At 63.6% G+C, this 26495-nt stretch carries 26 protein-coding genes and 1 tRNA gene; 13 read left to right on the forward strand and 14 right to left on the reverse strand.

The genetic code is table 11. The features are described 5' to 3' along the window. The first annotated feature begins 28 nt into the window (after nt 1-28). Together ACH6CX_RS06265 and ACH6CX_RS06270 are read left to right on the forward strand one after the other, a co-directional pair. Complete coding sequence (locus tag ACH6CX_RS06265; protein WP_232940612.1) at nt 29-1177, forward strand: PilT/PilU family type 4a pilus ATPase; 1149 nt, start codon at nt 29-31, stop codon at nt 1175-1177. Nucleotides 1178-1409: 232 nt separating this feature from the next. Further along, the gene (locus tag ACH6CX_RS06270; protein ID WP_396675190.1) at nt 1410-4100 is read left to right on the forward strand and encodes a kelch repeat-containing protein; all 2691 of its coding nucleotides are present in this window, start codon (nt 1410-1412) and stop codon (nt 4098-4100) included. 171 nt (nt 4101-4271) lie between these two features. Here the strand turns inward: ACH6CX_RS06270 and ACH6CX_RS06275 are convergent, their stop codons facing one another. Beyond that, nucleotides 4272-5021 (reverse strand): LytTR family DNA-binding domain-containing protein, encoded by a 750-nt coding sequence (locus ACH6CX_RS06275; protein ID WP_232940610.1) that lies wholly within the window; start codon nt 5019-5021, stop codon nt 4272-4274. After that, on the reverse strand, nt 5018-6151 hold the full coding sequence (locus tag ACH6CX_RS06280) for a sensor histidine kinase (RefSeq protein WP_237064467.1): 1134 nt from the start codon (nt 6149-6151) through the stop codon (nt 5018-5020). Before ACH6CX_RS06280 ends, ACH6CX_RS06275 begins: the two co-directional genes overlap by 4 nt. Nucleotides 6152-6322: 171 nt before the next feature. Here ACH6CX_RS06280 and argH point away from each other — a divergent pair, with 171 nt between their 5' ends. Further along, the gene (gene argH / locus ACH6CX_RS06285; RefSeq protein ID WP_232940608.1) at nt 6323-7735 is read left to right on the forward strand and encodes an argininosuccinate lyase; all 1413 of its coding nucleotides are present in this window, start codon (nt 6323-6325) and stop codon (nt 7733-7735) included. 318 nt (nt 7736-8053) lie between these two features. Here the strand turns inward: argH and cyaY are convergent, their stop codons facing one another. Then, entirely contained in the window at nt 8054-8392 is a 339-nt protein-coding gene (cyaY, locus tag ACH6CX_RS06290) for an iron donor protein CyaY (protein WP_232940607.1), read from the reverse strand. 99 nt (nt 8393-8491) lie between these two features. Between cyaY and ACH6CX_RS06295 the strand changes: the two genes are divergently transcribed. Genes ACH6CX_RS06295 through xerC form a run of 5 tightly spaced genes read left to right on the forward strand, consistent with a single transcriptional unit; the run spans nt 8492 to nt 12623 of the window. Further along, complete coding sequence (locus ACH6CX_RS06295) at nt 8492-8827, forward strand: lipoprotein (protein ID WP_237064465.1); 336 nt, start codon at nt 8492-8494, stop codon at nt 8825-8827. Then, entirely contained in the window at nt 8824-10089 is a 1266-nt protein-coding gene (lysA, locus tag ACH6CX_RS06300) for a diaminopimelate decarboxylase (RefSeq protein ID WP_232940604.1), read from the forward strand. Before ACH6CX_RS06295 ends, lysA begins: the two co-directional genes overlap by 4 nt. Before the next feature lie 7 nt (nt 10090-10096). Continuing rightward, nucleotides 10097-10927 (forward strand): diaminopimelate epimerase, encoded by an 831-nt coding sequence (dapF, locus tag ACH6CX_RS06305; protein WP_232940602.1) that lies wholly within the window; start codon nt 10097-10099, stop codon nt 10925-10927. Between the two features lie 46 nt (nt 10928-10973). Further along, on the forward strand, nt 10974-11714 hold the full coding sequence (locus ACH6CX_RS06310) for a DUF484 family protein (RefSeq protein ID WP_232940600.1): 741 nt from the start codon (nt 10974-10976) through the stop codon (nt 11712-11714). A 12-nt stretch (nt 11715-11726) separates the two neighbouring features. Beyond that, the gene (gene xerC / locus ACH6CX_RS06315) at nt 11727-12623 is read left to right on the forward strand and encodes a tyrosine recombinase XerC (protein ID WP_305080427.1); all 897 of its coding nucleotides are present in this window, start codon (nt 11727-11729) and stop codon (nt 12621-12623) included. 5 nt (nt 12624-12628) lie between these two features. Here the strand turns inward: xerC and ACH6CX_RS06320 are convergent, their stop codons facing one another. The 6 genes from ACH6CX_RS06320 to ACH6CX_RS06345 all read right to left on the reverse strand — a co-directional run bounded on the left by ACH6CX_RS06320 (nt 12629) and on the right by ACH6CX_RS06345 (nt 18180). Beyond that, nucleotides 12629-14521, reverse strand: coding sequence for a DUF3604 domain-containing protein (locus ACH6CX_RS06320; protein WP_232940596.1), 1893 nt, complete (start codon nt 14519-14521; stop codon nt 12629-12631). 165 nt (nt 14522-14686) lie between these two features. Next, nucleotides 14687-14914: a hypothetical protein gene (locus ACH6CX_RS06325; protein WP_232940595.1), complete on the reverse strand. Its 228-nt coding sequence runs from the start codon at nt 14912-14914 to the stop codon at nt 14687-14689. A 361-nt stretch (nt 14915-15275) separates the two neighbouring features. Beyond that, the gene (locus tag ACH6CX_RS06330; protein WP_067084464.1) at nt 15276-15614 is read right to left on the reverse strand and encodes a P-II family nitrogen regulator; all 339 of its coding nucleotides are present in this window, start codon (nt 15612-15614) and stop codon (nt 15276-15278) included. A gap of 120 nt (nt 15615-15734) precedes the next feature. Then, nucleotides 15735-16994 carry an ammonium transporter gene (locus ACH6CX_RS06335; protein ID WP_232940594.1) on the reverse strand — a complete coding sequence of 420 codons (1260 nt, stop codon included), beginning with the start codon at nt 16992-16994 and terminating at the stop codon, nt 15735-15737. An 80-nt stretch (nt 16995-17074) separates the two neighbouring features. Next, on the reverse strand, nt 17075-17413 hold the full coding sequence (locus tag ACH6CX_RS06340) for a P-II family nitrogen regulator (protein ID WP_232940593.1): 339 nt from the start codon (nt 17411-17413) through the stop codon (nt 17075-17077). Nucleotides 17414-17466: 53 nt separating this feature from the next. Beyond that, nucleotides 17467-18180, reverse strand: coding sequence for a TorF family putative porin (locus ACH6CX_RS06345; RefSeq protein ID WP_232940592.1), 714 nt, complete (start codon nt 18178-18180; stop codon nt 17467-17469). Between the two features lie 467 nt (nt 18181-18647). Between ACH6CX_RS06345 and ACH6CX_RS06350 the strand changes: the two genes are divergently transcribed. Genes ACH6CX_RS06350 through ACH6CX_RS06360 form a run of 3 tightly spaced genes read left to right on the forward strand, consistent with a single transcriptional unit; the run spans nt 18648 to nt 20975 of the window. Then, complete coding sequence (locus ACH6CX_RS06350) at nt 18648-18890, forward strand: accessory factor UbiK family protein (protein WP_232940591.1); 243 nt, start codon at nt 18648-18650, stop codon at nt 18888-18890. 54 nt (nt 18891-18944) lie between these two features. After that, the gene (locus ACH6CX_RS06355) at nt 18945-20441 is read left to right on the forward strand and encodes a YifB family Mg chelatase-like AAA ATPase (protein ID WP_232940590.1); all 1497 of its coding nucleotides are present in this window, start codon (nt 18945-18947) and stop codon (nt 20439-20441) included. A 51-nt stretch (nt 20442-20492) separates the two neighbouring features. Then, on the forward strand, nt 20493-20975 hold the full coding sequence (locus ACH6CX_RS06360; RefSeq protein WP_232940589.1) for an isoprenylcysteine carboxylmethyltransferase family protein: 483 nt from the start codon (nt 20493-20495) through the stop codon (nt 20973-20975). An 18-nt stretch (nt 20976-20993) separates the two neighbouring features. Here ACH6CX_RS06360 and ACH6CX_RS06365 read toward each other — a convergent pair whose 3' ends face one another. The 4 genes from ACH6CX_RS06365 to ACH6CX_RS06380 are packed head-to-tail and all read right to left on the reverse strand — an operon-like array spanning nt 20994 to nt 22813. Further along, nucleotides 20994-21563, reverse strand: a complete 570-nt coding sequence (locus ACH6CX_RS06365; RefSeq protein WP_396675191.1) for a GNAT family N-acetyltransferase — start codon at nt 21561-21563, stop codon at nt 20994-20996. After that, on the reverse strand, nt 21556-22077 hold the full coding sequence (locus ACH6CX_RS06370; protein WP_232940587.1) for a GNAT family N-acetyltransferase: 522 nt from the start codon (nt 22075-22077) through the stop codon (nt 21556-21558). The genes ACH6CX_RS06365 and ACH6CX_RS06370 overlap by 8 nt, the downstream gene beginning before the upstream one ends. After that, a complete protein-coding gene (locus ACH6CX_RS06375; protein ID WP_232940586.1) occupies nt 22077-22544 on the reverse strand; it encodes a YaiI/YqxD family protein in 468 nt (155 codons plus the stop codon). Before ACH6CX_RS06375 ends, ACH6CX_RS06370 begins: the two co-directional genes overlap by 1 nt. Continuing rightward, nucleotides 22544-22813 (reverse strand): DUF3565 domain-containing protein, encoded by a 270-nt coding sequence (locus ACH6CX_RS06380; RefSeq protein WP_396675192.1) that lies wholly within the window; start codon nt 22811-22813, stop codon nt 22544-22546. The genes ACH6CX_RS06375 and ACH6CX_RS06380 overlap by 1 nt, the downstream gene beginning before the upstream one ends. A gap of 225 nt (nt 22814-23038) precedes the next feature. Here ACH6CX_RS06380 and rep point away from each other — a divergent pair, with 225 nt between their 5' ends. Continuing rightward, nucleotides 23039-25072 carry a DNA helicase Rep gene (rep, locus tag ACH6CX_RS06385; RefSeq protein ID WP_232940582.1) on the forward strand — a complete coding sequence of 678 codons (2034 nt, stop codon included), beginning with the start codon at nt 23039-23041 and terminating at the stop codon, nt 25070-25072. Nucleotides 25073-25411: 339 nt separating this feature from the next. On the opposite strand, the gene ACH6CX_RS06390 is transcribed toward rep, so the two are convergent. After that, nucleotides 25412-25831 carry a cytochrome c5 family protein gene (locus ACH6CX_RS06390; RefSeq protein ID WP_232940580.1) on the reverse strand — a complete coding sequence of 140 codons (420 nt, stop codon included), beginning with the start codon at nt 25829-25831 and terminating at the stop codon, nt 25412-25414. A gap of 397 nt (nt 25832-26228) precedes the next feature. Between ACH6CX_RS06390 and ACH6CX_RS06395 the strand changes: the two genes are divergently transcribed. Further along, nucleotides 26229-26305, forward strand: a tRNA-Arg gene (locus tag ACH6CX_RS06395). The last annotated feature ends 190 nt before the right edge of the window (nt 26306-26495 follow it).

A 26495-nucleotide genomic window follows, 5' to 3' on the forward strand; every position in this document is an offset into this window, starting at 1 on the left:
CAACAATCGATAAAAAGCGGTAACCACAATGGAAATCGAAAGACTCCTCCAGCTTGTCGTCGAGAAAGGCGCATCCGACCTGTTTATCACTGCCGGGGTGCCGCCCTCAATCAAGGTGCACGGCAAGGTGGTGCCCGCCAGCAGCACGGCTCTGACCCCGGAAAAGGCCCGCGAGATGGTCGTGGGGGTAATGAACGAGAAACAGCGGCGCGAGTTCGCGGAAAAGAAAGAGCTCAACTTTGCCATCGCGGTGCGCAATGTGGGCCGCTTCCGGGTCTCGGCGTTCTTCCAGCGCAACCTGGTGGGCATGGTGCTGCGGCGGATCGAGACCAAGATCCCCACCATCGATGGCCTGGGGCTGCCGGAAGTGGTCAAGGAACTGGCGATGACCAAGCGCGGCCTGATCATCTTCGTGGGTGCCACCGGTACCGGTAAGTCCACGTCACTGGCCTCGATGATCGGCCACCGCAATGAGAACTCCAAGGGACACATCATCTCGATCGAGGACCCGATCGAATTCGTCCACCAGCACCGCGGCTGTATCGTGACCCAGCGCGAGGTGGGCCTGGATACCGAATCCTTCGAAGTGGCCCTGAAGAACACCCTGCGCCAGGCGCCGGACGTGATCCTGATTGGTGAGGTGCGCTCGCGCGAAACCATGGACCACGCCATCGCCTTCGCCGAAACCGGCCACCTGTGCCTGTGTACCCTGCACGCCAACAATGCCAACCAGGCGCTGGACCGGATCATCCACTTCTTCCCCGCCGACCGGCACCAGCAACTGTGGATGGACCTGTCCCTGAACCTGAGGGCCATGGTGGCCCAGCAGCTGGTACCCACCCCCGATGGCGACGGCCGCCGCGCGTGCCTGGAAATCATGATCAACACCCCGCTGGCCTCGGACCTGATCCGCAAGGGCGAGGTGCACAAGCTGAAAGAGTTGATGAAGCGCTCCAACGAGCAGGGGATGCAGACTTTCGACCAGGCCCTGTACGAACTGTACGACCGCGGCGAGATCACCTACGAGGACGCCCTCGCCCACGCCGACTCCGCCAACGACCTGCGCCTGATGATCAAGCTCAAGTCAGAATCCGACGCCGAGTACCTGAACGAGGCAGCGGGCGAGCTGAGCCTTGAAGGCGAGACTGACGACTACAAGGGACCGCAGATTTTCTGATTTGCGGCGTCTACCCATTCAACATCCATGATTGAAAGGTGTGTCAGTGAGGCGCAAGGCGGTTCGCTGACACACCTTTCCAGCCACAGCAGGCGCTAAACACCGAGAAGCACCTGACACTCCCGCCACGCCCCCCTCACTGCCATATGCCAGGCAATTTTATCCCTTACAACTGTTATCATTGAGAATTAAGTTCTCACCATATCCTGATAACAATAAATTCGGAGGTTTCATGCTCAAGGGGGCAAGGCTATTTTTAGTCCTTTGGGGGGCTCTCGCCCTGATAAACTGCGGTGGCGGCGGTAGTGGTGGCAACAGTGATCCATCACCTGGTTCAACTTCACCCCCGGAGACGCAACTGTCAGAACAGGACCTGACGTTTTCGCAGGAGGGGCCAGTCGCCCTGACAGTCGGGGAAAGCCTGGACAATCCCGCGACTGCGCCCGGCAGTGGCGCTATTACTTATAGTTCCGGCAATGAACAGGTAGCGATGGTCGACGGTAGCGGCCAGGTTACAGCCATGGGTGCGGGCAGCACCAGGATTACGGCCAATATCGCAGAGGACTCCGAGTACAGCGGAGCCTCCGCTGCCTATGATGTCAACGTATCAACCAGGGAAAACGCGCTCTCCTTTTCCTCAGCTGAGGTACAACCACTCGCGACAGGAAAAAGCCTGTCCAACCCGGCAAGCGGACTCGCCTCCACCGACATCACCTACAGCTCGAGCAATACCAATGTTGCGACAGTCGCCCCCGATGGCGTGGTGACAGCGCATGGACTGGGCAGGTCAATAATTTCAGCGCACCAGGAAGCCGACAGTGTTTTTTCTGCTGCGTCTGCATCTTTTGAAATCCGCACCAGCGCCATAATGCACGCCTGGAGCGGAGCCTCGGACACCTTGCTTGAACTCCCTGAGGCAACCTACGGTATGAGCCTTTACAGCTCTAGCGAGCCGGAATGCGATATTGGTAACTTCGCTGGCTGTGCGAACGGCAGTGTGCAGGCTATTGATGGCTCACTTGTCGACAATAATGCAACGCTGGGCACTCCCGCCTACCTGAAACTTGCCGGAACGAGTGAGGTCACCGCCTGGCCACACCAGTTCAGTCGCCGCACGCAACACCAGGTGATCGAGTTCAATGGCAAACTGTGGCTTTACGGCGGTACCAGCAGCGGCAGGACACCGTTTGACCCCTGGGTCTCCAGCGATGGCCGGGTTTGGCAACAGGCGGATTCCAACCTGCCGGGTCGCAGGCTCGATCACCAGATCGTCGAGCACGGGGGAAAGCTGTTCCTGATTGCAGGCAATAGTGATGGCGAGAAGAGTGATGTCTGGACATCGACCAATGGCACCGAGTGGACGCAGCTCACCGGCGATGCCGGATTCCCGCCCAGGGCCGACCACCAGGCAGTGAGCTTCAACGGGAAACTATGGGTGATCGGTGGTTCCAGCTGGAGCGACAGCACCAGCATATTTTCAGATGTCTGGTCCTCTCCCGATGGCATCACCTGGACTCGGGAAGTTGCAACCGCGCCTTTCGGTGGACGCTTCGGGCACCGTGTCGCCGTGTACGACAACAGGCTCTGGCTGACCGGTGGGGAAGCAAATGGGGAGAACGAGACTGTCTGGTCCTCTCCTGACGGCAAAAACTGGAACAGGGCAGCCGACCTGGAGCAGTTTGCCAACCTTCGCAACCACCAGATGCTGACCCACCAGGGCAAACTCTGGATAATCGGGACTTCCGCTTACCTGGACTTCAACCCCATTGAAACCACGGCATGGCGGTCTGGCGACGGTATCAACTGGGAGCAGCTGGATATCGATGCACAGGCGCTGGCTGACAGCCATATCAGGGAGCACCAGGCCGTCTCTTTCCGGGACCGCCTGTGGATTGTCGGCGGGAGCTACACAGTATCCCTCGGGGAAAACTCCAGCGGGAGCAAGCGCAGGAACTGGGTATGGTCAACAGGCTCTGGCTCTTCCTGGATCCGGGAGTCGCCGGCGCAGGCATTGCCGGAAAACATCTACTATGGCGATATCCCCGTCGTGGCTTCAGATGAGCAGTTTATCCTTCTTGACCCGGTCGATCAGAGCAACCCGTCCGATGCCGTCATCTGGCAATCAGCGGATGGCCTCGAATGGTCCAGGCGAACAACGACTGGCGGCTTGCTTCGCCGGAGCGGTCACCGGCTCGCCTATTTTGACAACCGGTTCTGGCTGATTGGCGGTTACGACCTGGGCTCGGGCACGGCAGCCAAAAACGACGTCTGGTCGTCACCCGATGGTATTTCCTGGTCGCAGGAAACCAGCGACGCCGGCTTTCCTGCCGAGACAGGCCACCGCGTGGTTGTGCATGACAACAGGTTGTGGGTATTTGCCCAGGCCGAGGTCAGCGGGGTCCCCACGAATGAGGTCTGGTCTTCGGCAGATGGCATCAACTGGGACCTGGTCTCTTCACTGCCCCAGTTTTCGCCACTGGAAAGATATGAAGTATCCAGCTTCAACGGCAAGCTGTGGGTCAGTGGCGGCTCTGATCCGGTAGACAACACTCTCAAGCGCGACGTCTGGTATTCCGGGGACGGGAAAAGCTGGCAGCAGGTAATACCGGTTCCAGCATTCCCCGCGCGGGTCTATCACCAGGTAACGAACTACGAGGGCAAGCTGTGGCTGACTGGCGGCTACGACAGCAGCATCAATGCCCTGGGTGATATCTGGACATCCGAAGACGGGATCACCTGGATTCAGGCAGCCGGTGATGCACCATTCGCGCCCCGCTACCACCACCAGCTACTGCCCTTTAATGGTGAGCTGTGGATGCTTGGCGGTGTGGGCCACAACTTTGAAGAGTACCGGCAACCGTGGCGATTCACCTCGCCTGATGGCTGGCGCAAGGGCTACAGCCGCGGGTTTATTGCCAATTGAACCCCGGCCAATAGCGCGCGTGAACGTAAGTGAGGCTGGGCCGCAGAGCGGGCCCAGCCTGCCGAGCCGTTTTTTGACGCGGCTCAGCGGGCGCATGACCAGGGGTATGGGGATGGCCGCCCCGGGTAACCCAACCTGGCCATTCGGTAACCCACGGGCGAGTGGCTGGCTTCAGGCCATTTCTTCAATCAGGGATCTTACCGCAGGCAGTAATCGCCGGCTTACCTGCGGCCGCTCGTCGACGCCGTCCAGCAATACACGGTAGTTTCCACCCTCGCGCTCGAGGCCGGTAATGGATTCCACTGCCACCAGCGCATTGCGGTGCACCCGCACAAACCGGCCGGCAAATTCCGCCTCAAGCTCCTTCAGGGATTCCTCCAGGATTGCCTCACCGCCCGGGTAATGCGCCACCACATATTTGTTGTCGGCGACAAAGCAGCGGATTCCCGCAACATCCACCAGTTCCACACCACGGCGGCTGGCAGACCTGAGGCGCTTGCGGCCGGCCGCCATTGCCGGCTGCGCGGATATTCCGGCCACCTTGCGCTGTGACCGGTTCAATTGCACCGCCTTGTCCACCGCCGCCGACAGGTCCGCTGCCGTCACCGGCTTCAGCAGGTACCCCACCGCCGCCGTGGCAAAGGCCGGCAACGCGAATTCATCGTGGGCAGTACAGAAAATCAACGCGGGCGGGTACTCCAGTGCCGACAGTTGCCGGGCCAGCTCCAGGCCGTTGTCACCCGGCATCTCGATATCCAGCAGCACCAGGTCCGGATCGAGCCGCTGTACCTGCCGCAGGGCCTCGACCGCATCGGCCGCCTCGCCCAGCAATTCACATTGCGCCAGGCCCTGGAGCTGGCGCGCCAGCCGCGTGCGGGCCAGGGGTTCATCGTCAACGATCAGCACTCCCAGTTCCGTCATGCCGGCTCCTCCTGTGCCTGCTGCACCAGTGGCCGCGACGTGGGCGAAATCGGCAAGTGCAGGTTGACCTGGTAGCGGTTGCCCTCCCTGCCGGCACGGAATTCGAATCCCCGCGGATAGTGCGCGGCGAGGCGCTGGCGGATATTTTCCAGCGCCATACCATTGCCCGCAGCATGCTCTTGCGGGCTCTCCGCGGGCAGCGGGTTGTCGATCCACACTGCCAGCCGGTCGGCTTCCCGTGACACCTGTACCCGGATACAGCCACCGCCGCGAATCCGTGCCACACCGTGGAGTACGGCATTTTCCAGCAGTGGCTGCAGCAGCATGGACGGTACCTGCACGTCGGCCAGGTCATCGTTCACCTGCCAGTCCTGCTGGAGACGCTCCCCCAGGCGCAGGGCCTCGATTTCCATATAGCGCCGCGCCAGCGCCAGCTCCTGCGCCAGCGATACCATTTTCGGTTCCGCCAGGCTGGCACGGAACAGGGCTGACAATTCCTCCACCAGCCGCTCGGCTCGATCCGGGTCCACCGCGATCAGGCTGGCCAGGCTGTTGAGGCTGTTGAACAGGAAATGCGGGCGGATGCGCGACTGCAGCGCCTCGATACGGGCGCCCAGCTCGGCGCGCTGCTGGTTGTGGAGCTGCTGCTGGACAAACGCGTAGCGCAACACCACCCCGGCACAGATGGCACCCAGCAGCAGGTTACCGCCCAGTGCCCAGAGATCCAGCGGCTGCCCGGAGAGGTTCGCCAGCCACCATTGCTGGGCCAGCATCACCGCGCCCAGCACCGCCAGCACCACGGCAAAACTGAGCGCGCCGGCCCGGCGTGGTGACAGCCGGGCCAGCCGCGGCCGCAGGCGGCACAACAGCGCCGCCGCCGGCAGGATCACCCACTGGGTAGTCAGGGAGAACAGGCCCAGCCTCTGCCAGCTGAACTCCCGCAGGCCGTCCACCGCCAGCACCAGCACCACCGCCAGCAGCTCGCCCATCATCACCAGCACGGCAACGGCGGATACGCTGCACAGGTCCGGCAGGAAGTGGGCAGGTGCAGATTCTTTGCCTTCGGGGGCTGTTTCGCGAATTTGCTGCGCTATAATGCCCGCCGGCCGAGCGGGCTGTGGGGAAGTCATACCACGTTCTTTCTTCTGGATTTGTTATCTATTCTTGGGCCGTAACCGCCCCGGCAGCTGTCGCTGCGAGGGCGACCGGGAAACAAGCAAGATACCGCCATCACCCGCGCAGTTCCACCGCCCTGCAACCAGGCAGGGCCACCGATACCCAGGCATGAATACAGAGGCACTATGAGCAAAGACACCAACGCTTCCGCCAACCCCGCCGCCAAGCTCTGGGGCGGCCGCTTCAGCGAGGCCACCGATGCCTTCGTGGAACGATTCACCGCCTCGGTAAGTTTCGACCAGCGCATGGCGATGGAGGACATCCAGGGCTCGCTGGCGCATGCCCAGATGCTGTCCGAGGTGGGCGTACTCACCGCGGAGGAGTACGAACAGATCGCCGGTGGCCTGCAGGATATTGCCGGCGAGATCGAGGCCGGCCAGTTTCCCTGGGAGGTCGCGCTGGAAGATGTGCATATGAACATCGAGGCGCGCCTCACCCAGCGCATCGGTGCCACCGGCAAGAAGCTGCACACGGGCCGCTCACGCAACGACCAGGTGGCTACTGACATACGCCTGTGGCTGCGGGGTCGCATCGACCTGATCGGCGCCGAGCTGACCCGCCTGCAGACCGGCCTGGTGGACCTGGCCGAGCGGGAGGCGGACACCATCATGCCCGGCTTTACCCACCTGCAGTCGGCCCAGCCGGTCACCTTCGGCCACCACCTGCTGGCCTGGAACGAAATGCTGACCCGGGACTACGAGCGCCTGATGGACTGCCGCAAGCGGGTCAATCGCTCGCCGCTGGGTGCCGCGGCGCTGGCCGGCACCAGCTACCCCATCGACCGGGCGCGGACTGCCGAGCTGCTGGGCTTCGATGCCCCCACGGAGAACTCGCTGGACTCGGTCAGCGACCGGGACTTCGCCATCGAGTTCTGTGCCTTTGCCGCGCTGCTGCTGACCCACCTGTCCCGCGCCAGCGAGGAACTGGTGCTGTGGACCTCGAGCCAGTTCGATTTCATCGACCTGCCGGACCGCTTCTGTACCGGCTCGTCCATCATGCCGCAGAAGAAGAACCCGGATGTGCCGGAACTGGTGCGCGGCAAGACCGGCCGCGTCAACGGCCACCTGGTATCCCTGCTGACCCTGATGAAGAGCCAGCCGCTGGCCTACAACAAGGACAACCAGGAGGACAAGGAACCGCTGTTCGACGCCGCCGATACCGCGCTCGACTGCCTGCGTGCCTTCGCCGACATGGTGCCGGCGCTGGAGGCCAAGAAAGAGAATATGCTGGCCGCGGCCGCCCAGGGCTTCTCCACCGCCACCGACCTGGCCGATTACCTGGTGCGCAAGGGCGTGGCCTTCCGCGATGCCCATGAGATTGTCGGCCAGTCCGTGTCCTTCGCCATCGAGCAGGGGGCAGACCTGGCGGAACTGAGCCTGCAACAGCTGCAGCAGTTCTCCGCCGACATCGGCGAGGATGTCTTTGAGGTGCTCACGCTGGAAGGTTCCGTGGCCGCCCGTGACCATATCGGCGGCACCGCGCCGGCGCAGGTGCGCGCGGCGTGCGCGCGGGCGAAAAAGCTGATCGCCGCGCGCTGAATCACTGCATGCCGGCCCTCGCCGGCATGACGAAGAACACCTGTAGGAGCGGCCCATGGCCGCGATATCTGTGGCTGCATGACGACGCACCGGGCGATCGCGGCCAGCGGCCGCTCCTACAGGAGTGTGGGGGGGGGGGTAAGCCGGGAAGATATGATGAAAGGCAGACTCGCCCCGCCGCTACCGGACAACGCCCAGTTGAACGGCACCACCGAAGTAACGCTGTAGGAGCGGCCGCTGGCCGCGACGGCGACTGGCTGCAACGGTTACCCGGCGCTGGTCACGGCCATGGGCCGCGCCTACATGGGCGGTATGTGGTCAGAGGTCCAGGCTGAGGGACACCGGCTCGCCCTGCTGCTCGGTCAGCACGCGGTCCAGCAGCGTCGGCAGGTCCTCGCCGGTGGTGGTGCACTTCCAGACCGGCCCGGTGCCGGCATTGTCGAAGGACAGGTGAAAGCCGCCGGAGCGCGCCGCCACCCACAGCTCCTGGTTGGCGGTCTGGCGGGAGAGGATCACCTGGCTGCCGTTATCTTCCAGGGTCAGGGTCAGCACCGCATCCGCGCGCTCGTAATCGATGTCCCACTCGCATTCATCCAGGGCATCCTCGATGGCAATCAGGGTACGCTCGATGGCCGCATCGAATTCCGCTTGGCTCATAAAATGGTTACTTCTGTTACCGTGTACGATATGGATCTGAGGTCGCTATACTAGCAGGCTTTCACCCGAACTCCGCCAGACAGCTGCAGGAAGCCGCGCATGCGCCAGAGATTTTTCCTCGCCACCATTCTTACTGCCGTCGCGCTGGGCGGCTGCGGCCAGAAGGGACCGCTGTACCTGCCGCAGGATCCCGCACAGCCCGCGGCACCGATGCCCGGCGCCCCGGTGGCCGGCACCCCGGCTGCCGGCGCTCCGGCAGCACCAGCGTCCGGGCAGCCCTCTTCTCCCGCCACTGGCCTGCCGGCGGCAGAGGCACAGCAGGCTGCGCCCCAGCCAGGGCCGGTCGACACCCCGGTGGACAGTATGGAAACCGATACCGGGCAGGCGGAACAGCCGGAGCAGCAAGAACCCGAGCAGCAAGAAGTAGAAAAATGAGCGATTTCAATTACCGCGAGGGCAGCCTGTGGGCTGAAGACGTCTCGCTGGAACACATCGCCGAGCAATTCGGCACCCCCACTTACGTGTACAGCCGCGCGCACTTTGAACAGCAGTACCGCGACTATGCCGATGCCCTGGGCGACCACCCGGGTATGATCTGCTATGCGGTAAAGGCCAACAGTAACCTGGGCATCCTGTCACTGCTGGCGCAGCTCGGGGCCGGCTTCGATATCGTCTCCGGTGGTGAGCTGGAGCGGGTGCTGCAGGCCGGTGGCGATCCGTCGCGGGTAGTGTTTTCCGGTGTGGGCAAGACCGCCGCGGAAATGCGCCGCGCGCTCGAGGTGGGCGTGCACTGCTTTAACGTCGAGTCCGACGGCGAGCTGGAACGGCTGGAGGCAGTGGCGGCAGACATGGGCGTCAACGCGCCGGTATCCCTGCGGGTGAACCCGGACGTGGATGCGAAAACGCACCCGTACATTTCCACCGGGCTCAAGGAAAACAAATTCGGCATCGCCATCGACGACGCCCTCGACACTTACCGGCGCGCGGCGCAGTCCGAGCACCTGGAAGTGGTGGGCGTCGACTGCCATATCGGCTCACAGCTGACGGAAATCTCCCCCTTCCTCGACGCCTTGGAAAGGCTGCTGCTACTGATCGACCAGCTGGCGGAAGAAGGCATCCGGCTCAAGCACCTGGACCTGGGCGGTGGCCTGGGCGTGCGCTATCGCGGCGAGATGCCGCCGCCGGTGAGTGATTACCTGGGAGCAGTCAAGGAGCGGCTGCAGGGCCGCGACCTGGAACTGGTGATGGAACCGGGCCGCTCTATTGCCGCCAACGGCGGACTGCTGCTGACCCGGGTCGAATACCTGAAGCGTACCGAGGAGCACAACTTCGCCATCGTCGATGCGGCCATGAACGACAACCTGCGCCCGGCGCTCTACCAGGCCTGGCAGGATATCGTCCCGGTGAAGCCCAGCAACGGCGACGTGGAAATCTGGGATATCGTCGGCCCGGTGTGTGAGACCGGCGATTTCCTCGGCAAGCGACGCGAACTGGCGCTGCAGCCGGGCCAGCTGCTGGCGCTGCTGTCCGCCGGCGCCTACGGTTTCACCATGAGCTCCAACTACAATACACGCCCGCGGGCCGCCGAGGTGATCGTCGATGGCGATCGCACCCACCTGGTGCGGGCGCGGGAAAACCTGGCGGACCTGCTGCGCGGAGAGAGCACCGTGCCCCCCGCCCGCGGCGGCGAGGGGTAAGCACGCCATGCGCCTGAAATTCACCAAGATGCACGGGCTCGGCAACGACTTCGTGATGCTCGACGGCATCAGCCAGCGCATCAAACTGTCCCCGGACAAGATCCGCCGCCTGGCCGATCGCCACCTGGGCGTGGGCTGTGACCAGGTACTGCTGGTCGAGGCACCCCGCAACCCGGATGCCGACTTCCGCTACCGCATATTCAATGCCGATGGCAGCGAAGTGGAAAACTGCGGCAACGGCGCCCGTTGTTTTGCCCGCTTTGTGCGCGAGCGGCGCCTGACCGGCAAGCACCGGTTGCTGGTGGAAACCACCGGCGGGCTGCTGCAGCTGGAACTGGCCGAGCGCGACCGGGTAAGTGTGGACATGGGCGCGCCGGTGCTGGAACCCGCAGAAATCCCCTTTGACGCCGATCGCCGCGCCGAGACCTATCCACTGGAAGTCGATGGCGAGACCTTTATCATCGGCGCGGTGTCCATGGGTAATCCCCACGCAGTACTGCTGGTCGAGGACACCGACCGGGCGCCCGTGGAAGCACTGGGCCCGAAAATTGAGAGTCATCCGCGTTTTCCCAACCGGGTTAATGTGGGCTTCCTGCAGGTAGAGTCCCGCGACCGGGCGCGCCTGCGGGTGTTCGAGCGGGGTGTGGGCGAGACCCGGGCCTGTGGCACCGGCGCCTGCGCGGCCGTGGTGGCGGCGCGGCTGCGCGACCTGGTGGATGAGAAAGTCACGGTCGCCCTGCCCGGCGGCGAGCTGACGATCCACTGGAGCGGGCCCGGCGAGCCGGTTACCATGACCGGGCCCGCAACCACCGTGTACCAGGGGCAGATTCTCCTTTAACCGCCCCCAGGAATGCCGGCAACAGGAACAGGTAATAAGAGAAAGCATGACCGACACAAGCGATGCAATCCAGGCCCCGGCCGCCGACGCGGACCAACAGGAAAGCCAACGGGACAAGAAAGTCCTGTCGCGCCAGGTTGCCCGTTACCTGATCCAGAACCCGGACTTTTTCGCCGACCACATGGAGCTGCTGGAAACCATCCAGCTGCCCAGCCAGAGCGGCAAGACCGTGTCGCTGATGACCCACCAGACCAACCTGCTGCGCGAGCGCAATATCGAGATGCGCCAGCGCCTCGACCAGCTGCTGCAGGCGGCGCGTGACAATGACCAGCTGTTTATGCACAGCCGCCGGCTGGTGCTGGCGCTACTCGACGCGCAGACCGTGGCCGAGGCCGGCGAGTCCCTGCTGCAAAGCTTCCGTGAGGATTTCGGTGTGGAAACCACGGCCCTGACCCTGTTCGAACCCCTGCCCCAGGGCAAGCGCGAACTGGGCCGGGTGCGGGCCAGCAACCGCACCACTGCCGAGGCATCTGTGGGATCAATCCTGCGCAATGGCCGCACGGTTTGCGGCGTACTGCGTCCGGCGGAACGCGAATACCTGTTCGGCAAGGAGTCCGCCGACCGGGTGGCCTCGGCCGCCGTGGTACCGCTGGCAAACCAGCTCGGTATTCTGGCCGTGGGTTCCTCCGACCCCCAGCACTACAGTTCCAGCCTCGGCACCCTGTTCCTGTCCTATATCGGTGAAGTGCTCGAGCGCCTGTTGCCGCGACTGCTGGACCGGGACTGATTGCCGATGCCGCTGGCCGATGCCATCGAGCGCTTCCTGGCCCACCTGGAAAGCGTGCGCCAGCTCTCCCCCCACACCCTCTCCGCCTACCGTCGCGACCTGGCGCAATTGCTGCGCCAGGCCGAGGTGGACGGCCTGGCTGAAATCAGCGAGATCCGGGAAATGACCCTGCGCAGCTGGCTGGCGCGGCTGCACCGGCAGGGATTGTCCCCCCGCAGCCTGCAGCGCTGGCTGTCGGCAGTGCGCAGCCTGGGCGACCACGCCCTGCGCCAGGGCTGGCTGCGCGCCAATCCCGCCGCCGGCCTGCGGGCGCCGAAAGCCGACAAGAAACTGCCCCGGGTGCTGGACGCAGATGCCGCCGGCGAGTTCGTGGAGAGCCCCGGTGCTGGCGACGGGGATGAACGCCTGCAGGTGCGCGACCGCGCACTGCTGGAATTGTTTTACAGCAGCGGGTTGCGGCTGTCAGAGCTTACCGGGCTCAACTGGGCCGACCTGGACCTGGCCGGCGGCGAAGTGCGGGTTACCGGCAAGGGGGCCAAAACCCGTGTGCTGCCGGTCGGCCAGCAGGCACGCGAAGCCCTGCGGGCCTGGCGCAGTATTGCCCCGGCAGCCGAAGGCGATGCGGTATTTACCAGCCTCAAGGGCCGGCGACTGGGCAACCGTGCGGTGCAGGCACGCCTGGCGCACTGGTCCCGGGCCAGCGGTGCCGAGCAGCGGGTACACCCCCATATGCTGCGACACTCTTTCGCCAGCCATATGCTGGAATCCAGCAGCGACCTGCGCGCAGTGCAGGAGCTGCTCGGCCACGCCGACATCAGCACCACCCAGATCTACACCCACCTGGACTTCCAGCACCTGGCGCGTGTTTACGACCAGGCGCACCCGCGGGCAAAAGGCAAAAAGTCGTAGGTGAGCTAGGGCGTGTACCAGATGGGGGAGGTGTAGGCTCGCTCCTGGATACTGCCCGGAACATCCTCCGGCCTCTTCAGGCCGAAGAACCTGGCGTCATAAGTAGTCCAGCGCGGGGTGGGGATCTCAAGAACGCGCACATAATAGAAAGCGTTCTGTGTGCCATCGAAATCGGGGTCTTTCCACCAGGCCTGCAGGAAGGGCGCGCCGATCGCATTGGTGTAGGTGGCATTGCCCACATCCACAGTGTTGCCCACCTTTTTTTTCGCCCGGCCGTCAGCGCCAATCTTGCGGCCGTCGGAAACCGCAATATCGTAGATCCGTTCGTGGGTCTTGCCCCCGGCATCGAGCCAGCCCTTGACGACCTGGATACGATCGAGGTTGGCACCGTCCGGGTCGCGCATCGCCCGCACCAGGAAGGTTGGGGCCTTGTCGGACCCCTCGAGTTCCCCGCCCATGGGCACGCCTTTTTCATAGCCGTGCCTGGCGAAGTCTGAGCGCACCAGGTCGTCCTTCGTGAACTCAAAGCCACCGAACACCCGCACTATCGGGCGCGTTCCGGTAGTGGCATACACTTCCCTGCGGGCCATGGCGTCCCAGAGTGCCTCCCGGGTGTTTTCCCGTGCCCACACCGCAGCGAGGCCCGAGGCACTGGCCTGGTAATGGCGGATGGCATAGTCCCGCCCCTGGGGGTCGGGCAGATAACCGGTAATCCTTTCCTCGAACCGGATCTCGTCACTGCTCGGTTCCATCGCAGTGGCCTTGCCAAAAAAATTGTCCTCCCCGGTCGTGGCCAGCGAGGTATGGGAGTCGGTGCTGCCGATCATCCCAAACCGGTAAGGGTTCGCTCCCAGTTTTTCCTGGTACGCGAGCCCCTGCTTCAGGGCTTCACGGGCATACTCCCGCGGCAGCATGTCTCGCTCTTTTGCGGCGCCAAAGCTGCCCTTGTCCCAGGTTTCAAAATCGGCGAACTCATCGTTCGGTGACAGCAGCGGATGCGTCTCGCCATCGCCCTTGATCTGGGTGACCTCGTAGAGTGGTTCCCACCTGCGACGGCGTTCAGCGTAATCCCGGTCGAGGGGTTGCTTGCCGGTCAGGGTGACACTGTCAAACATCAGGCCGTTGGACAGGTTGCCATTGTGCGGAATGGCGAGAACCCGACCGCCAACCTTTTCCTCGTAGTTGGCCATCCAGCGCCAGAGGTCCTCGGGGTCCTCGGAGTCGTAGGCAGACAGGGGAATTACCTGATCGGCCCTGGCCTTGTCGTCACGGAAAACAACATTGCGATGCAGGTTGCTGCCATCGGGGCTGGAGGTCCACTCGAAACCGATCAGTGCAGTGAACAGCCCCGGATTATTATGCGCTTCCGCCGCTTTGGTGATCCGGTGCCACATGGACTCCACCAGGCCATCGATATCGGTCAACGGGTCCTTGCGCTCAGAGACCGCGCTCCCCCACATCGCATAGGCTTCATCGGGCTTGCCCGCCTTGACGAGGTCATGCACCTGCTTGCCCCACTCGCTGGCGAGCAGGCGCTTATCGGACTCCTCGATCAGTGGCGCCAGGCCGAGGTTCTCTGCGTGATCGGCAACCACCAGAAAATCGAGCGGGCGATGCAGGCGCGCGGGCACCCCGGTGCTTGAGGTAACCGTTTCTCCCTTTGCGAACCGGTAGGCGGCATCCGGTCCCAGCGTATTGCCGAACATACCGGCATCCGTGGAATAACTGGTGTGCAAGTGGGTGTCGCCGAAGAACACCCGATTGGGGAAGTTCTGCTCGGGATAAGGAGAGTACTTTGTATCGGGGTTGGGCGAGGCGGGGGGCGCGTCCTGGGCATGGCTCCAGGCTGCTATCGTCATCGCGATGAAGCAGGTGCCCAACCAGTTTGGGGCCATCATTCTGATACTCCCTTACACAATATCTCCCGGGAACTCGGCAACCTCCAGGCTGGCCTCATGACCGGATCAGAGGGAGGTCCATCGACACAAACGCCCAGCCCGGGCAAGCCACCCGGGCTGGAGCGATCGTTATGGCCAGGTGAAAGTTCCGGGCCAGGCCAGCCCTCAGATCGGCCGGCTGCCGTACTTGGGCTGCGGTTTGCGCGGCGGGTCCGCCGTCACCTCCGGATCGATCTCACTAATGGCGCCGCCACGGGCGAGAAACTCCTCGATTTCGTTGTTCAGCTGGCTTCTGGCCCGCTCTCTCGACGTAATTGAACGCTCCTCGGCAAAATCCTCTTGGTCTTTGCTACGGGCGCTGTTGCTCTGATCTTCGTAACCATTAGCTTTCATCGTAGAAACCCTGTAACTACTACTCCTGTTACAGAGGAAGTACCCCTGTGCCGCACCGGGTCATTAAAACCGCGGCTGCGCGATACGCGACGGCGAATAATATATAGGCACTCGCGGCGGGCCCTGCCAGCCGGGGACCGCGGCCGGGGTAGAGTTTTTTGTAGCATCAGGGACACACAGATATTGCCCCTGGTTATGGAACAAATTGCGCCAATTTTGGGGCAGTAATCCTGCCAGCGACTGTACAATTTTTAGCCGCCCGGATACCGCCGATGCCGGCTGGAAACGAAAAAAGGCCCCACTGGGGCCTTTTCAAGCATTGGCGCACAATTCCGCGCACCGCTTTCGGGAAGGGAGGAATTTAAACCGCTTCGCTGCCGGTCTCACCGGTACGGATGCGGATCACTTCCTCAAGTGCGGTGATGAAGATTTTGCCGTCGCCAATCTTGCCGGTCTGTGCTGCCTTGGTGATGGCCTCTACAGCGCCATCCACCATGCTGTCATCCACCGCCAGCTCCAGTTTGACCTTGGGCAGGAAATCCACCACATATTCGGCGCCACGGTAGAGTTCCGTGTGCCCTTTCTGGCGACCGAAGCCTTTTACTTCCGTCACCGTCATGCCCTGTACACCAACTTCCGAGAGCGCGGTGCGCACGTCGTCCAGCTTGAAGGGCTTAACTACAGCCGTAATCAATTTCATTTTGTGTATTCCCCTGGTTTGAGGCCCGGAATCTGACCTGGTTGCTTTATTCTGGGGACCGTCGCAATGCGGACCCGGAAATGCCGGCGGCGGTGCCGCCGGCAGCCCGTTGCGGGGCGCTTATTTGCCCATGAATTCGGGATAAGCTTCCATTCCGCATTCTACCAAGTCAACACCTTCTTGTTCCTCGTCCTCGCTCACGCGAATACCGGTGATGACCTTGAGCAGGAACCACACCGCGAAGGAGGTGGCGAATACCCAGATGAAGATGGTTGCCGCGCCAATCAGCTGGCCGCTGAAGGTGGAACCGTCGTTGGTGAGCGGCACCAGCAGCAGGCCCAGCAGGCCAACCACACCGTGCACGGAAATGGCACCCACCGGGTCATCGATCTTCAGCTTGTCCAGGGAAACGATGGAGAAGACCACCAGTACACCACCCAGGGCGCCGAACAGGGTTGCCTGCAGCGGAGTCGGGGTAGAGGGCTCGGCAGTAATTGCCACCAGGCCCGCCAGCGCGCCATTCAGCAGCATGGTGAGGTCGGCCTTGCCGAACAGTACCCGAGCGGTGATCAGGGCGGCTACGGCACCACCGGCAGCGGCGGTATTGGTGTTCAGGAACACCATGGCCACAGAGTGTGCGCTGGCGGCGTCGCCCAGCTTCAGTACGGAACCGCCGTTGAAGCCGAACCAGCCCATCCACAGGATGAAGGTACCCAGGGTCGCCAGCGGCAGGTTGGCACCGGGGATAGCGTAGACCTCGCCGTTGGGGCCGTACTTGCCTTTACGTGCGCCCAGCAGCAGGACACCGGCCAGTGCCGCGGCCGCACCGGCCATGTGTACGATGCCGGAACCGGCGAAGTCGGAAAAGCCCAGGTCGCCCAGGGTGTACATACCGAACACGGAAGCGCTGCCCCAGGTCCAGGAACCTTCCATCGGGTAGATGAAGCCGGTCAGGATGACCGCGAACACCAGGAAGCTCCACAGCTTCATGCGCTCGGCCACGGCACCGGAGACGATGGACATGGCTGTCGCCACGAACACCACCTGGAAGAAGAAGTCGGAAGCGCCGGAGTAAACCGATCCGCCGTCGAAGCCGGCGTCGGCCGAGTCAGACAGCACGCTCTCCAGGCTGAACGCCTCGATACCGGACAGGGCCCAGCCGCCGTCGTACATGATGGCGTAACCTGTCAGCAGGTACATGATGCAGGCAATGGCAAACAGTGCCACGTTCTTGGTGAGAATTTCTGTGGTGTTCTTGGAACGCACCAGGCCAGCTTCCAGCATGGAGAAGCCGGCGGCCATCCACATTACCAGTGCGCCACACACCAGGAAGTAAAACGTATCAATTGCGTACTGCAACTGAAAAATTTGGTTTTCCATCTTTCGCTCCGTTCAATCCCGAAATTGGTGGAAATTGATTTAGTTTTTATCGACCGGTTTCCCCTCGCGGGTGCGGCCGGTTAAATGGCTTCCGCGCCGGTTTCACCGGTGCGGATTCGTACTACCTGCTCCAGGTCGGCGACAAAGATCTTGCCGTCGCCAATCTTGCCGCTCTGGGCGCTGGAACCGACCGCTTCCAGTACGGCGTCGAGCTGCTCGTCGCCAACAGCGATCTGCAGCATGGTCTTGGGCAGGAAGTCCACCACGTACTCTGCCCCGCGGTAGAGTTCCGTGTGCCCTTTCTGCCGACCGAAACCCTTCACTTCGCTAACGGTAATGCCGTTAACGCCCGCCTCGGCCAGTGCGTCACGCACGGCGTCCAGCTTGAAAGGCTTGATAATTGCGGTAACCAGTTTCATGGTGCGATCCCCCATCGTAATGTGGCCCTGCCGGGATCGGCAGGGCCCGCGCGTTACCAGGTGTAAGAGGCTCCAGCCAGTACCGATGGTTCACACCAGTCCAGGTCAAAGCACTCGGCATCACTGATGTCGGTGCCGACCAGCGAGGCACTCAGGCTCAGGCCGCCAAATTCCTTGCCGACGGTAACCGAGTAGTCGATGTAGGAATCCGACTCGAACAGGAAGCCCTCATCACTGAACATGTTGGCGCCGACGTGGAAGTCGAGGCTCACATCGGACGGCAGCGCAAAGCTGTACTCTGCGTACGGGTAATAGAAAGTACCGGTGCCGGCCCAGTAGTCATCGGAATAGGCCAGGCCCAGGGTCAGGGCAGAAATGCTGACGCTGCCGTAGATTTCCTGGTAATCCTCGTCATTGTCGCCACCGTGGTAGGCGTAGTAGATGTAGCCAACGTCGTAGCTGGTGGTCTCACTGATTTCGCCGGCGTAGCCTGCGTAGAAATCCTGCTCGAAATCGGTTTCGTCCTCGCCGTAGGCGAAATCCACCTGGGAGGCCCAGGTGCCTGCGTACAGGCCGTTACCGAAGTCCAGGTCGACGCCGCCCTGCACGGCCGGGCTGCCGTCGGTCTGCGAAATACCGCGGAATTTGTAGTCAGTCACCACACCCACGTTGGCGCTGGCTGAAACGCCACCCTCGGCGGCAGTGGCAGTGGCAGTGGTGCCCAGGGCGATGGCCCCGGCCGTTATTGCGGCAGCGATTTTATTCATAGTCGTTCCCACCTTAATTCTCCTTGGACTCTGTGATTTTCTCGTCGAAATTATTCTGTGCAGTCTGCTGTCAGCATCGGGCGACTTTTTTCGTTATGGAGGGGTGGTGTGTGGCCCTCGATCTTTTTATGCCTTGTGAGCCTTTTTATGCCCGCCGGCTGAAATGATCTGCAGTGGTGCATCTGCAGGCTTGATGCCAAGTTGGCAAAACGCTGGAAAATCAACCACTTAAAACTGATCCAGAATCGTGGCGGGAGATGAGCGGGGGAAAAGCGGGAGGGGAGATGCACCAGAATGAAGCCGGCCAAGGGAGGTCGCACCCAAATGGTGAGCGGGAAATCACCAGCGAACCATGACAGCGCACTTATCGACAGAAATCGTGTATCGGTCACATAACTTTTGCCCCCATGGGCACTGGGTTACAATTCCAGCACTATATACCGGTGTTTTTTAGCGAGGAATTGCGTGTGGCCCCAGATAAATTGCAACAGTTACTGCACGAGCTGCAACAACAGGGGGCAGTCATCACCGGTGACCTGCGGGACGCACTTGGCGTGGCGCTGAACCGGCTGCCGCTGGTGAGCCAGGCCGAGTTCGACACCCAGGCCGCGATCCTGGAGCGCACCCGGGAAAAGGTGGCCCGGCTCGAGGCACAGCTGCAGGAGCTGGAGCAAGCCGTGCAGGAACAGGACAACACCGGGGACAAGTAGATAGCCTGCAGGGCTTCAGCCCACCCCGGGAACTCGCACTTCAAGGATGAATCCGTGAGCCTCTCTGTTACCCACACCCGCGCCCAGCTGGGGGTCTCTGCCCCCCTGGTCACAGTCGAGACCCACCTGGCCAACGGCCTGCCCGCCTTCAATATTGTCGGCCTGCCCGAGGCCGCCGTGCGCGAGAGCCGCGACCGGGTGCGCAGTGCCCTGGTGAACAGCCATTTCGAATTCCCCCAGCGGCGCATTACCGTCAACCTGGCCCCCGCCGACCTGCCCAAGGAGGGCGGGCGCTACGACCTGGCGATTGCACTGGGCATCCTCGCCGCCTCCGGGCAGGTACCGGTGGAATCCCTGGCCGGGGCCGAGTTTATCGGCGAGCTGGCGCTCACCGGTGACCTGCGGGAAGTGCCCGGCGCCCTGCCGGCAGCCATTGCCTGTGCCGATGCCGGGCACCGCCTGGTGGTGCCACGGGCATCCGGCCCCGCGGCCGCGCTGGCAGACGGGGAGATACTGGTGGCGGAGAACCTGCTGCAGGTCTGCGCCCACCTGCACCGGCGCGAGTCACTGCCGGCAGCGCAACCCCCGCCGGCGCCGGCCAGGCCGCAGGTAGCGGACCTGGCGGACGTGCGCGGCCAGCTGCGCGCCCGCCGGGCCCTGGAGATCGCCGCCGCCGGCGGTCACAACCTGCTGTTTTACGGCCCCCCGGGGACCGGCAAGACCATGCTGGCCAGCCGGCTGCCGGGGATACTGCCGGCGCTGGGCCAGCGGGAGCAGCTGGAGGTGGCCGCGGTTTACTCCAGCGCCGGCCTGGACTTCCCCGGCCAGCGGCCCTTCCGTGCGCCCCACCACAGTGCCTCGCCGACAGCACTGGTGGGTGGCGGCAGCAATCCCCGCCCCGGGGAAATCTCACTGGCCCACCGCGGGATCCTGTTTCTCGATGAATTGCCGGAGTTTCCCCGTCACGCCCTGGAGATCCTGCGCGAACCGCTGGAAAGCGGCGAGGTGCGCATTGCCCGCGCCCGCGCCAGCGTCGCCTTCCCCGCCGGCTTCCAGCTGGTTGCGGCAATGAACCCGTGCCCCTGCGGCTACCTGGGCGAGCCGCGCTGCCGCTGCACCCCCGACCAGGTACAGCGCTACCGCGCCAAGCTGTCCGGACCATTGCTGGACCGGATTGATATGCACGTGGAGGTCGCCGCGATGACTGCCGGCCAGCTGCAGGATGCGCCCACCGGGGAGGCCTCGGCGGTGGTGCAGGAGCGGGTCGTCGATGCCCGTATCCGGCAACAGCAACGACAGGCTACAATCAACGCGGAGCTCCGGGGCAACGCCCTGGAACAGCAGTGCAGTCTCGGCGGCCCTGAGCAGGAGCTGCTGCGCCGGTCGGTGGACCAGCTGGGCCTTTCGGCCCGCAGCTACCACCGGGTGTTGCGGGTAGCGCGAACCATTGCCGATCTTGCAGGCGCAGCATCCATCGGCAGCGGGCATATCGCCGAGGCACTGGCTTATCGCAACCTGGACCGCCGGCAGCCCATTGGCGCCGGGGCCTGAACAGGCCGATAGAAGGCAAAAGCGTCGAGTAAAAGCAGTTTTGAGGTGGGGATGACCAGAGCCGGTGACAGTAAACCCGATCGCCCGGATATCGTCGCGCTGCCGCCCCTGGTGCTGGCGCTTTTCCTGGGCGCGGCACTGGCGCTGCAGTGGCTCTGGCCCCTGCCGGTTTCCGGCACGCACCGGTACCTCTGGCGCCCGGGCCTGTTCCTGGCCCTGGCCGGTGTGGCGCTCGCGGTGTGGGCCGCGCGGGCGCTGGTGCGCGCGGGCACCCATGTGCACCCGCGCCGGCCCACCACCAGCATCGTCTGCGACGGCCCCTTCCGCTTCTCCCGCAATCCCATCTACCTGGCCCTGCTGATGATCTACCTGGGTGTCACCCTGCTGTTCAACAGCTGGTGGGGCCCGCTGTTGCTGCTGCCGCTGGCCGCTGCGCTGCACTTTGGTGTGGTCAAGCCGGAGGAGCGGTACCTGCTGGAAAAATTCGGGCACGAATACCGCAGTTACCGCAAACGCGTGCGGCGGTACATTTAGGGCCAACGAAGCCCTTTCTTATTGTGCCGACCAGTCTGTCCGGGCCAGGCGGTACAGGCAGTGCCGCTGGAGAGGATGCCCTGCCGGCAGGCCAGGGTGATCGAACTCCCCGGCCGGGCGCATCAGCAACCGCTGCATGACACCCTGCGAGCGGTGGTTGTCCAGGGTGGTGAGGGAGACAATCTCGTCCAGCTGCAAATCCCCGAAACCGCAGGCCAGCGCCGCCCGGGCCGCCTCGCTGGCATAGCCCCGGCCCCAGTGCGCAAATGCCAGCCGCCAGCCGATTTCCACGCCCGGCGAGTCCACGCCGGACGCCAACATGACATCACTTCCGAGCGACTGGATCCCCACGAAACCGATAAACTCTTCCCGGGCCAGGGTCTCCACGGCCCAGAATCCCCAGCCGTGCCTGGCGATATGGTCCGCCAGCCGGTCCTGGGTCGCATCGCTTTCCGCCCGGCTACGGGTCGAGGGAAAATGCTCCATCACGCGCGGGTCGGCGTTCAGCGCCGCAAACGGCCCGCGATCCGCCTCGCGCCACTGGCGCAACAGCAGGCGGTCGGTGCGCAGCTCCATCGGTTTAGCCATGATCCTGCAGGTCCAGTGGGGAAGCCGCCGCGATGATATCGCCGGGGGCCACCAGATAGTCACACAACTCCAGCCACTCGGCCTTGCCCGGATAGGACGCCTGCCGGAACCCGAGCCGCTGGTAAACCGACCGGGCCCGGGCATTGTCTTTCAGTACGAACAGGGAGCATTCCGCAGCCCGCAGCTGGCGACAGCCCTCGGCACACAGGCGTTGCACCAGCGCCGATCCCAGTCCCCTGCCCCGCTCTGCCGGTGACACGATCAGGTGGCCCAGGTGGCAACGCTGCTCGCGCAGGTAGTAGCGACCGAACGCCAGCATCCCGCCGTCGGGCCCCGCCAGCACGCGGCCGCCCGCCTCGTCCCAGCGACAGTCCTCGCGAAACGAGATGGCATCGAACGGGAAGCGGAACCAGGGCCCGCCCCAGAGGCGGCAGCTGTCCGCGTCAGTTACCCAGGACATCAACTCTTCCAGCTGTTGCGGGACGGGTTCCACCAGCCGCAGGGACTTATCCATCAGCGCGCTCCCTGCGCCGGCTTCTGCCGGGCCAGCCACTTGTCCAGCTGGTCGGCGAAGGCCTTGCGGTCCTGCTGGTTCAGGGCCGGCGGCCCACCGGTATGCATTCCGCTGGCGCGCATGGTGTCCATAAAATCGCGCATATTCAGGCGCGCGCGGATATTGGCTTTGGTATGGCGCTCGCCGCGGGGACTGAGGGCGGTGGCGTCCTTGTCGATTACCTCCGCCGCCAGCGGGATATCGCTGGTAATCACCAGGTCGCCGGCTCCACAGCGCTGCACGATCTCGTTGTCGGCCACGTCGTAGCCGGCGGTGACCTGCATCGACTTGATATAGCGTGAGGGTGGCACCCGCACCGGCTGGTTGGCCACCAGCGTCATCTCTGTACCGGTGCGCTCGGCGGCACGGAACAGGATCTCCTTGATCACCACCGGACACGCATCCGCGTCCACCCAGATTCTGGCCATTACTGTGATTCCCCTCTGTCGCGACCCTGTGGCGCGTGTCCGTTGCGTTGCGGCGGAGTGCCGTTATCGTGGTCCGGCGGTGCGCCCTCGTCACATTTTTTGCAATTCAGCCGGTAGCCCAGCATCGACTGGCGGCCTTCCGGCGTGATGACCCACGGGCGACTGGTCCAGGGTGGGTCGTGGCGCACATGCTGGTTGTGGCCGCAGCGTAGCTCCGCCACCCAGTGGTCTTCCTCATCCCGGTGGTAACCCACAATTGGCTGTTCCATTACTGCTCTCCCCGGGTCGCGCTGACCCTTTAACCCCCCATCTGCCCAGCCGGGCCCGCGCCCGGCTGGGCGACGGCAGCAGTTATAGCCAATCGGGGCTGCTGTGTATACGAACGCCCCAGCGTAGTGCAGTCACAGAGGCCCGTGCGACTGCCAATTCAGTACCACGCAGGGGCGATCCCGGCTGTTAGAATGCCCACCTCGACGCGGACCAGATGTTTTTCCATGACCAAGCTTAATCCTCGCCAGGCAGAGGCCGTGAAATATGTGGACGGCCCCTGCCTGGTCCTGGCCGGGGCCGGCTCCGGCAAGACCAGCGTAATCACCCGCAAGATCGCCTACCTGATCGAGGAGTGCGGTTTTGCCGCGCGCAATATCGCCGCGCTGACCTTTACCAACAAGGCAGCGCGGGAAATGAAGGAGCGCGTGGGCAAGCTGGTGACCGGCCCCGATGGCAAGAAATCCCGGGCCGCCCACGGCCTGACCGTGTCCACCTTCCACAACCTGGGCCTGAATATCCTGCGCAAGGAGTACCGCGCGGCCGGGCTAAGCCCCGGCTTCTCCATCTTCGATGCCGAGGATGCCCGCGGCCTGATCAAGGAACTGATGCTGCGCGATGGCGACCTGGACACCGACCTGCTGGACCGGGTGCAGAACCAGATCTCCAACTGGAAAAACGACATGCTCACGCCGCGCCAGGCGGTGGAGCAGGCCCAGAGCCCGGGCGAACAGGCCATCGCCGTGGCCTACGGCCGCTATTGCGACGCCCTCAAGGCCTACAACTCGGTGGATTTCGACGACCTGATCCTGCTGCCGGTGCAACTGTTCGATTCCGACCCGGAGCTGCTGCAGCGCTGGCGCCGCAAGATCCGCTACCTGCTGGTGGACGAGTACCAGGACACCAACAATTCCCAGTACCTGCTGGTGAAACTGCTGGTGGGCGGTCGCGGCGGCCTCACCGTGGTGGGCGACGACGACCAGTCGATCTACGCCTGGCGCGGCGCGCGGCCGGAAAACATGAGCCAGCTGAAGATAGATTTCCCCAACCTGCGCCTGATCAAGCTGGAGCAGAACTACCGCTCCACCAGCCGCATCCTCAAGGTGGCCAACCACCTGATCGCCCACAACCCGCACGAATTCGACAAGGCCCTGTGGTCCGACCGCGGCCTGGGTGAAGAGATCCGGGTGGTCAAGGTAAACAACGAGAACGAGGAAGCCGAGCGGGTCGCCAACGAGATCTTCCTGCAGAAGTCCCGCCGCGGCTGCGGCTTCAAGGACTTCGCCGTGCTCTACCGGGGCAACCACCAGGCGCGGTTGATCGAGATGAAGCTGCAGGAAAACCAGATCCCCTACCAGATGTCCGGCGGCACCTCGTTTTTCGCCCGCGCGGAGATCAAGGACCTGATGGCCTACCTGCGCCTGCTGGTAAACCCGGACGACGACAACGCCTTCCTGCGCATCATCAATACCCCGCGCCGGCAGATCGGCACCAGCACCCTGGAGGCGCTGGGCAACTATGCCAGGGGCCGCGAGATCTCCATGCTGCGGGCCTGCTCGGAAATGGGTTTCCGCGAGCACATCAACGAGCAGGGCTACGAGCGCCTCAACCGCTTCGCCCTGTGGCTGGAAAAGGTGCAGCGTGACTGCCGCGAGCGCAGCCCGGACGCCGCGCTGCGCGAGATGCTCGACGATATCGACTACGCCGGCTGGCTGCGCCAGAACGCCAGCAGTGACAAGGTGGCCGAGAAGCGCATGGAGAACGTCTACTGGCTGCTGGAGAGCCTCAACAAGACCATGGAGGGCACCGACGACGAGCTGGAGCAGGACGTGCGCCTGGAACAGGCCATTTCCAAGCTGATCCTGCGCGATATGCTGGATCGCCAGGAAGAGGAAGAGGCCACCGACAAGGTGAGCCTGATGACCCTGCACGCCGCCAAGGGCCTGGAATTCCCGCATGTGTTCATGATCGGCATGGAGGAAAACCTGCTGCCGCATCGCAACAGCATCGAGGACGACAACATCGAGGAGGAGCGTCGCCTGACCTATGTGGGTATCACCCGCGCCCAGCGTACCCTCACCATGACGCTGGCAGGCAAGCGCAAGATGTTCGGCGAGAACCAGGACACCACCCCCAGCCGCTTCCTGGACGAGCTGCCGGAGGAAGACGTGGAGCTCGAGGGCTTCGGCCAGGCCACCCCGGAACAGAACCAGGCCCGCGGAGAGGAAACGCTGGGGTCGCTGCTGAGCATGTTCGACTGACCCGGGCGGCCCGACGGATGTTCGGTGACCTGCGCCACCGGTGTAGGGGCGGATCTTGTGTCCGCCCGGGGTCGGTGCCTGCCCCTGGGCAAGGGCGAACACAAGGTTCCCCCCTACAGTTGCCCGTATCGCCCACCCAACGGCTCGATTATGTATCCCCCGGCACAGGACTTCCCCCGTAGGGGCGGATCTTGTATCCGCCCGGGGTCGGTCGCGGCTCGGGGAGCCGGGCGGACACAAGGTCCGCCCCTACAGGCCGCTTGCGTTGAGAACGGGAAATCCGGGCACAAAAAAGGCCGCTCAATGAGCGGCCTTTCTGCAACCGGGGTAAGCAATCGCTTACTGGCTGTTCTCCGCCATGTAGTCCACGGCGTTCTGGATCTCCTCGTCGGAGCAGTCCGCACACAGGCCCTTGGCGGGCATCGCCCTGATGCCGTTGATGGCGTTGGAGTACAGGGTCTCCATGCCCTGGGCAATACGCGGGGCCCAGGCATCGGCGTCGCCAAACTTGGGCGCCCCGGCCACACCGGCCGCGTGGCAGGTCTGGCAGGCGCCGTTGTAAACCTGCTCACCAGTGCGCGGACCGCCACCAGCGGCGGCAGCGCCACCGGCCGGAGCCGCTGCGGCGCACTCGTCGCCCTTCATGCAAATCTCGCCCACCGGCGCGATGCGCTCGGCAATCTGGTCGTCCACGGACTGTGCCACAGCCGCGGCAGTCCCCACGGCCAGGGCCGCTACAATACTCAAAATCGCTTTCATTCGGTTCCCCCTAGAGGCAGCCACCGCCGTCCGGTGACTTCCGGTACTCGCTTCGGCACATTGCCGCGTATATATACCAGCCCGGCATTATAGTCATTGTGCCGCCCGCTGCGAAGGGCCGGCAGGCGAAAAGCCAAATCCAAGCTTCACCCGCCCCCACCCCTTCTGTATAATCCGCGTCCTCGCCGGGTTGAGCCGTATCGGTCACCCAGAGCGAAAACCGCCCCTAGCTCAGCTGGGTGAGGCAAGCGAGTGCAACGCACCGCGTTGCGCGCCGCCGAACGCCACCAATCTGCGATTGGTGGCCGGGCCCGAGCCCCGCGAGGGGAGCGTCGCAGGAAGCCGAAGGCTTCCCTGGCCAAGGCAAGCACTGTACGACTTTGAAAAACCAGTTTTCCCGCCCCTAGCTCAGCTGGATAGAGCGTCGCCCTCCGGAGGCGAAGGTCAGAGGTTCGAATCCTCTGGGGCGGGCCATATACAAGAAAGGCCACCCAACGGGTGGCCTTTCTTGTATATGGGTTGCTCCAGCGATCAGATGCGCGACCGGAGGGAGCGCATCCTCTGGGGCAAGTCCGCAAAGCGGACTTGTTGAACTCCCCGCACCTCCAATCCAAAAGCCCAGCTCTACCCAACCAGGGTGGCCTTTCTTGTATATGGGTTGCCC

Source organism: Microbulbifer sp. JSM ZJ756 (assembly GCF_044383805.1).
In the GTDB taxonomy this organism is placed as follows: Bacteria; Pseudomonadota; Gammaproteobacteria; order Pseudomonadales; family Cellvibrionaceae; genus Microbulbifer; species Microbulbifer zhoushanensis.

What these genes read in the sequence shown, in the direction of transcription:
- ACH6CX_RS06390 (WP_232940580.1), bottom strand. Translation starts at nt 25,831, where the DNA reads ATGAAAGCGATTTTGAGTATTGTAGCGGCCCTGGCCGTGGGGACTGCC.
- dapF (WP_232940602.1), top strand. Translation starts at nt 10,097, where the DNA reads ATGCGCCTGAAATTCACCAAGATGCACGGGCTCGGCAACGACTTCGTG.
- ACH6CX_RS06365 (WP_396675191.1), bottom strand. Translation starts at nt 21,563, where the DNA reads ATGGCTAAACCGATGGAGCTGCGCACCGACCGCCTGCTGTTGCGCCAG.
- lysA (WP_232940604.1), top strand. Translation starts at nt 8,824, where the DNA reads ATGAGCGATTTCAATTACCGCGAGGGCAGCCTGTGGGCTGAAGACGTC.
- ACH6CX_RS06375 (WP_232940586.1), bottom strand. Translation starts at nt 22,544, where the DNA reads ATGGCCAGAATCTGGGTGGACGCGGATGCGTGTCCGGTGGTGATCAAG.
- ACH6CX_RS06280 (WP_237064467.1), bottom strand. Translation starts at nt 6,151, where the DNA reads ATGACTTCCCCACAGCCCGCTCGGCCGGCGGGCATTATAGCGCAGCAA.
- ACH6CX_RS06310 (WP_232940600.1), top strand. Translation starts at nt 10,974, where the DNA reads ATGACCGACACAAGCGATGCAATCCAGGCCCCGGCCGCCGACGCGGAC.
- ACH6CX_RS06275 (WP_232940610.1), bottom strand. Translation starts at nt 5,021, where the DNA reads ATGACGGAACTGGGAGTGCTGATCGTTGACGATGAACCCCTGGCCCGC.
- ACH6CX_RS06360 (WP_232940589.1), top strand. Translation starts at nt 20,493, where the DNA reads ATGACCAGAGCCGGTGACAGTAAACCCGATCGCCCGGATATCGTCGCG.
- cyaY (WP_232940607.1), bottom strand. Translation starts at nt 8,392, where the DNA reads ATGAGCCAAGCGGAATTCGATGCGGCCATCGAGCGTACCCTGATTGCC.
- ACH6CX_RS06325 (WP_232940595.1), bottom strand. Translation starts at nt 14,914, where the DNA reads ATGAAAGCTAATGGTTACGAAGATCAGAGCAACAGCGCCCGTAGCAAA.
- ACH6CX_RS06270 (WP_396675190.1), top strand. Translation starts at nt 1,410, where the DNA reads ATGCTCAAGGGGGCAAGGCTATTTTTAGTCCTTTGGGGGGCTCTCGCC.
- ACH6CX_RS06340 (WP_232940593.1), bottom strand. Translation starts at nt 17,413, where the DNA reads ATGAAACTGGTTACCGCAATTATCAAGCCTTTCAAGCTGGACGCCGTG.
- ACH6CX_RS06335 (WP_232940594.1), bottom strand. Translation starts at nt 16,994, where the DNA reads ATGGAAAACCAAATTTTTCAGTTGCAGTACGCAATTGATACGTTTTAC.
- ACH6CX_RS06345 (WP_232940592.1), bottom strand. Translation starts at nt 18,180, where the DNA reads ATGAATAAAATCGCTGCCGCAATAACGGCCGGGGCCATCGCCCTGGGC.
- ACH6CX_RS06380 (WP_396675192.1), bottom strand. Translation starts at nt 22,813, where the DNA reads ATGGAACAGCCAATTGTGGGTTACCACCGGGATGAGGAAGACCACTGG.
- ACH6CX_RS06320 (WP_232940596.1), bottom strand. Translation starts at nt 14,521, where the DNA reads ATGATGGCCCCAAACTGGTTGGGCACCTGCTTCATCGCGATGACGATA.
- rep (WP_232940582.1), top strand. Translation starts at nt 23,039, where the DNA reads ATGACCAAGCTTAATCCTCGCCAGGCAGAGGCCGTGAAATATGTGGAC.
- ACH6CX_RS06295 (WP_237064465.1), top strand. Translation starts at nt 8,492, where the DNA reads ATGCGCCAGAGATTTTTCCTCGCCACCATTCTTACTGCCGTCGCGCTG.
- ACH6CX_RS06330 (WP_067084464.1), bottom strand. Translation starts at nt 15,614, where the DNA reads ATGAAATTGATTACGGCTGTAGTTAAGCCCTTCAAGCTGGACGACGTG.
- ACH6CX_RS06265 (WP_232940612.1), top strand. Translation starts at nt 29, where the DNA reads ATGGAAATCGAAAGACTCCTCCAGCTTGTCGTCGAGAAAGGCGCATCC.
- argH (WP_232940608.1), top strand. Translation starts at nt 6,323, where the DNA reads ATGAGCAAAGACACCAACGCTTCCGCCAACCCCGCCGCCAAGCTCTGG.
- ACH6CX_RS06370 (WP_232940587.1), bottom strand. Translation starts at nt 22,077, where the DNA reads ATGGATAAGTCCCTGCGGCTGGTGGAACCCGTCCCGCAACAGCTGGAA.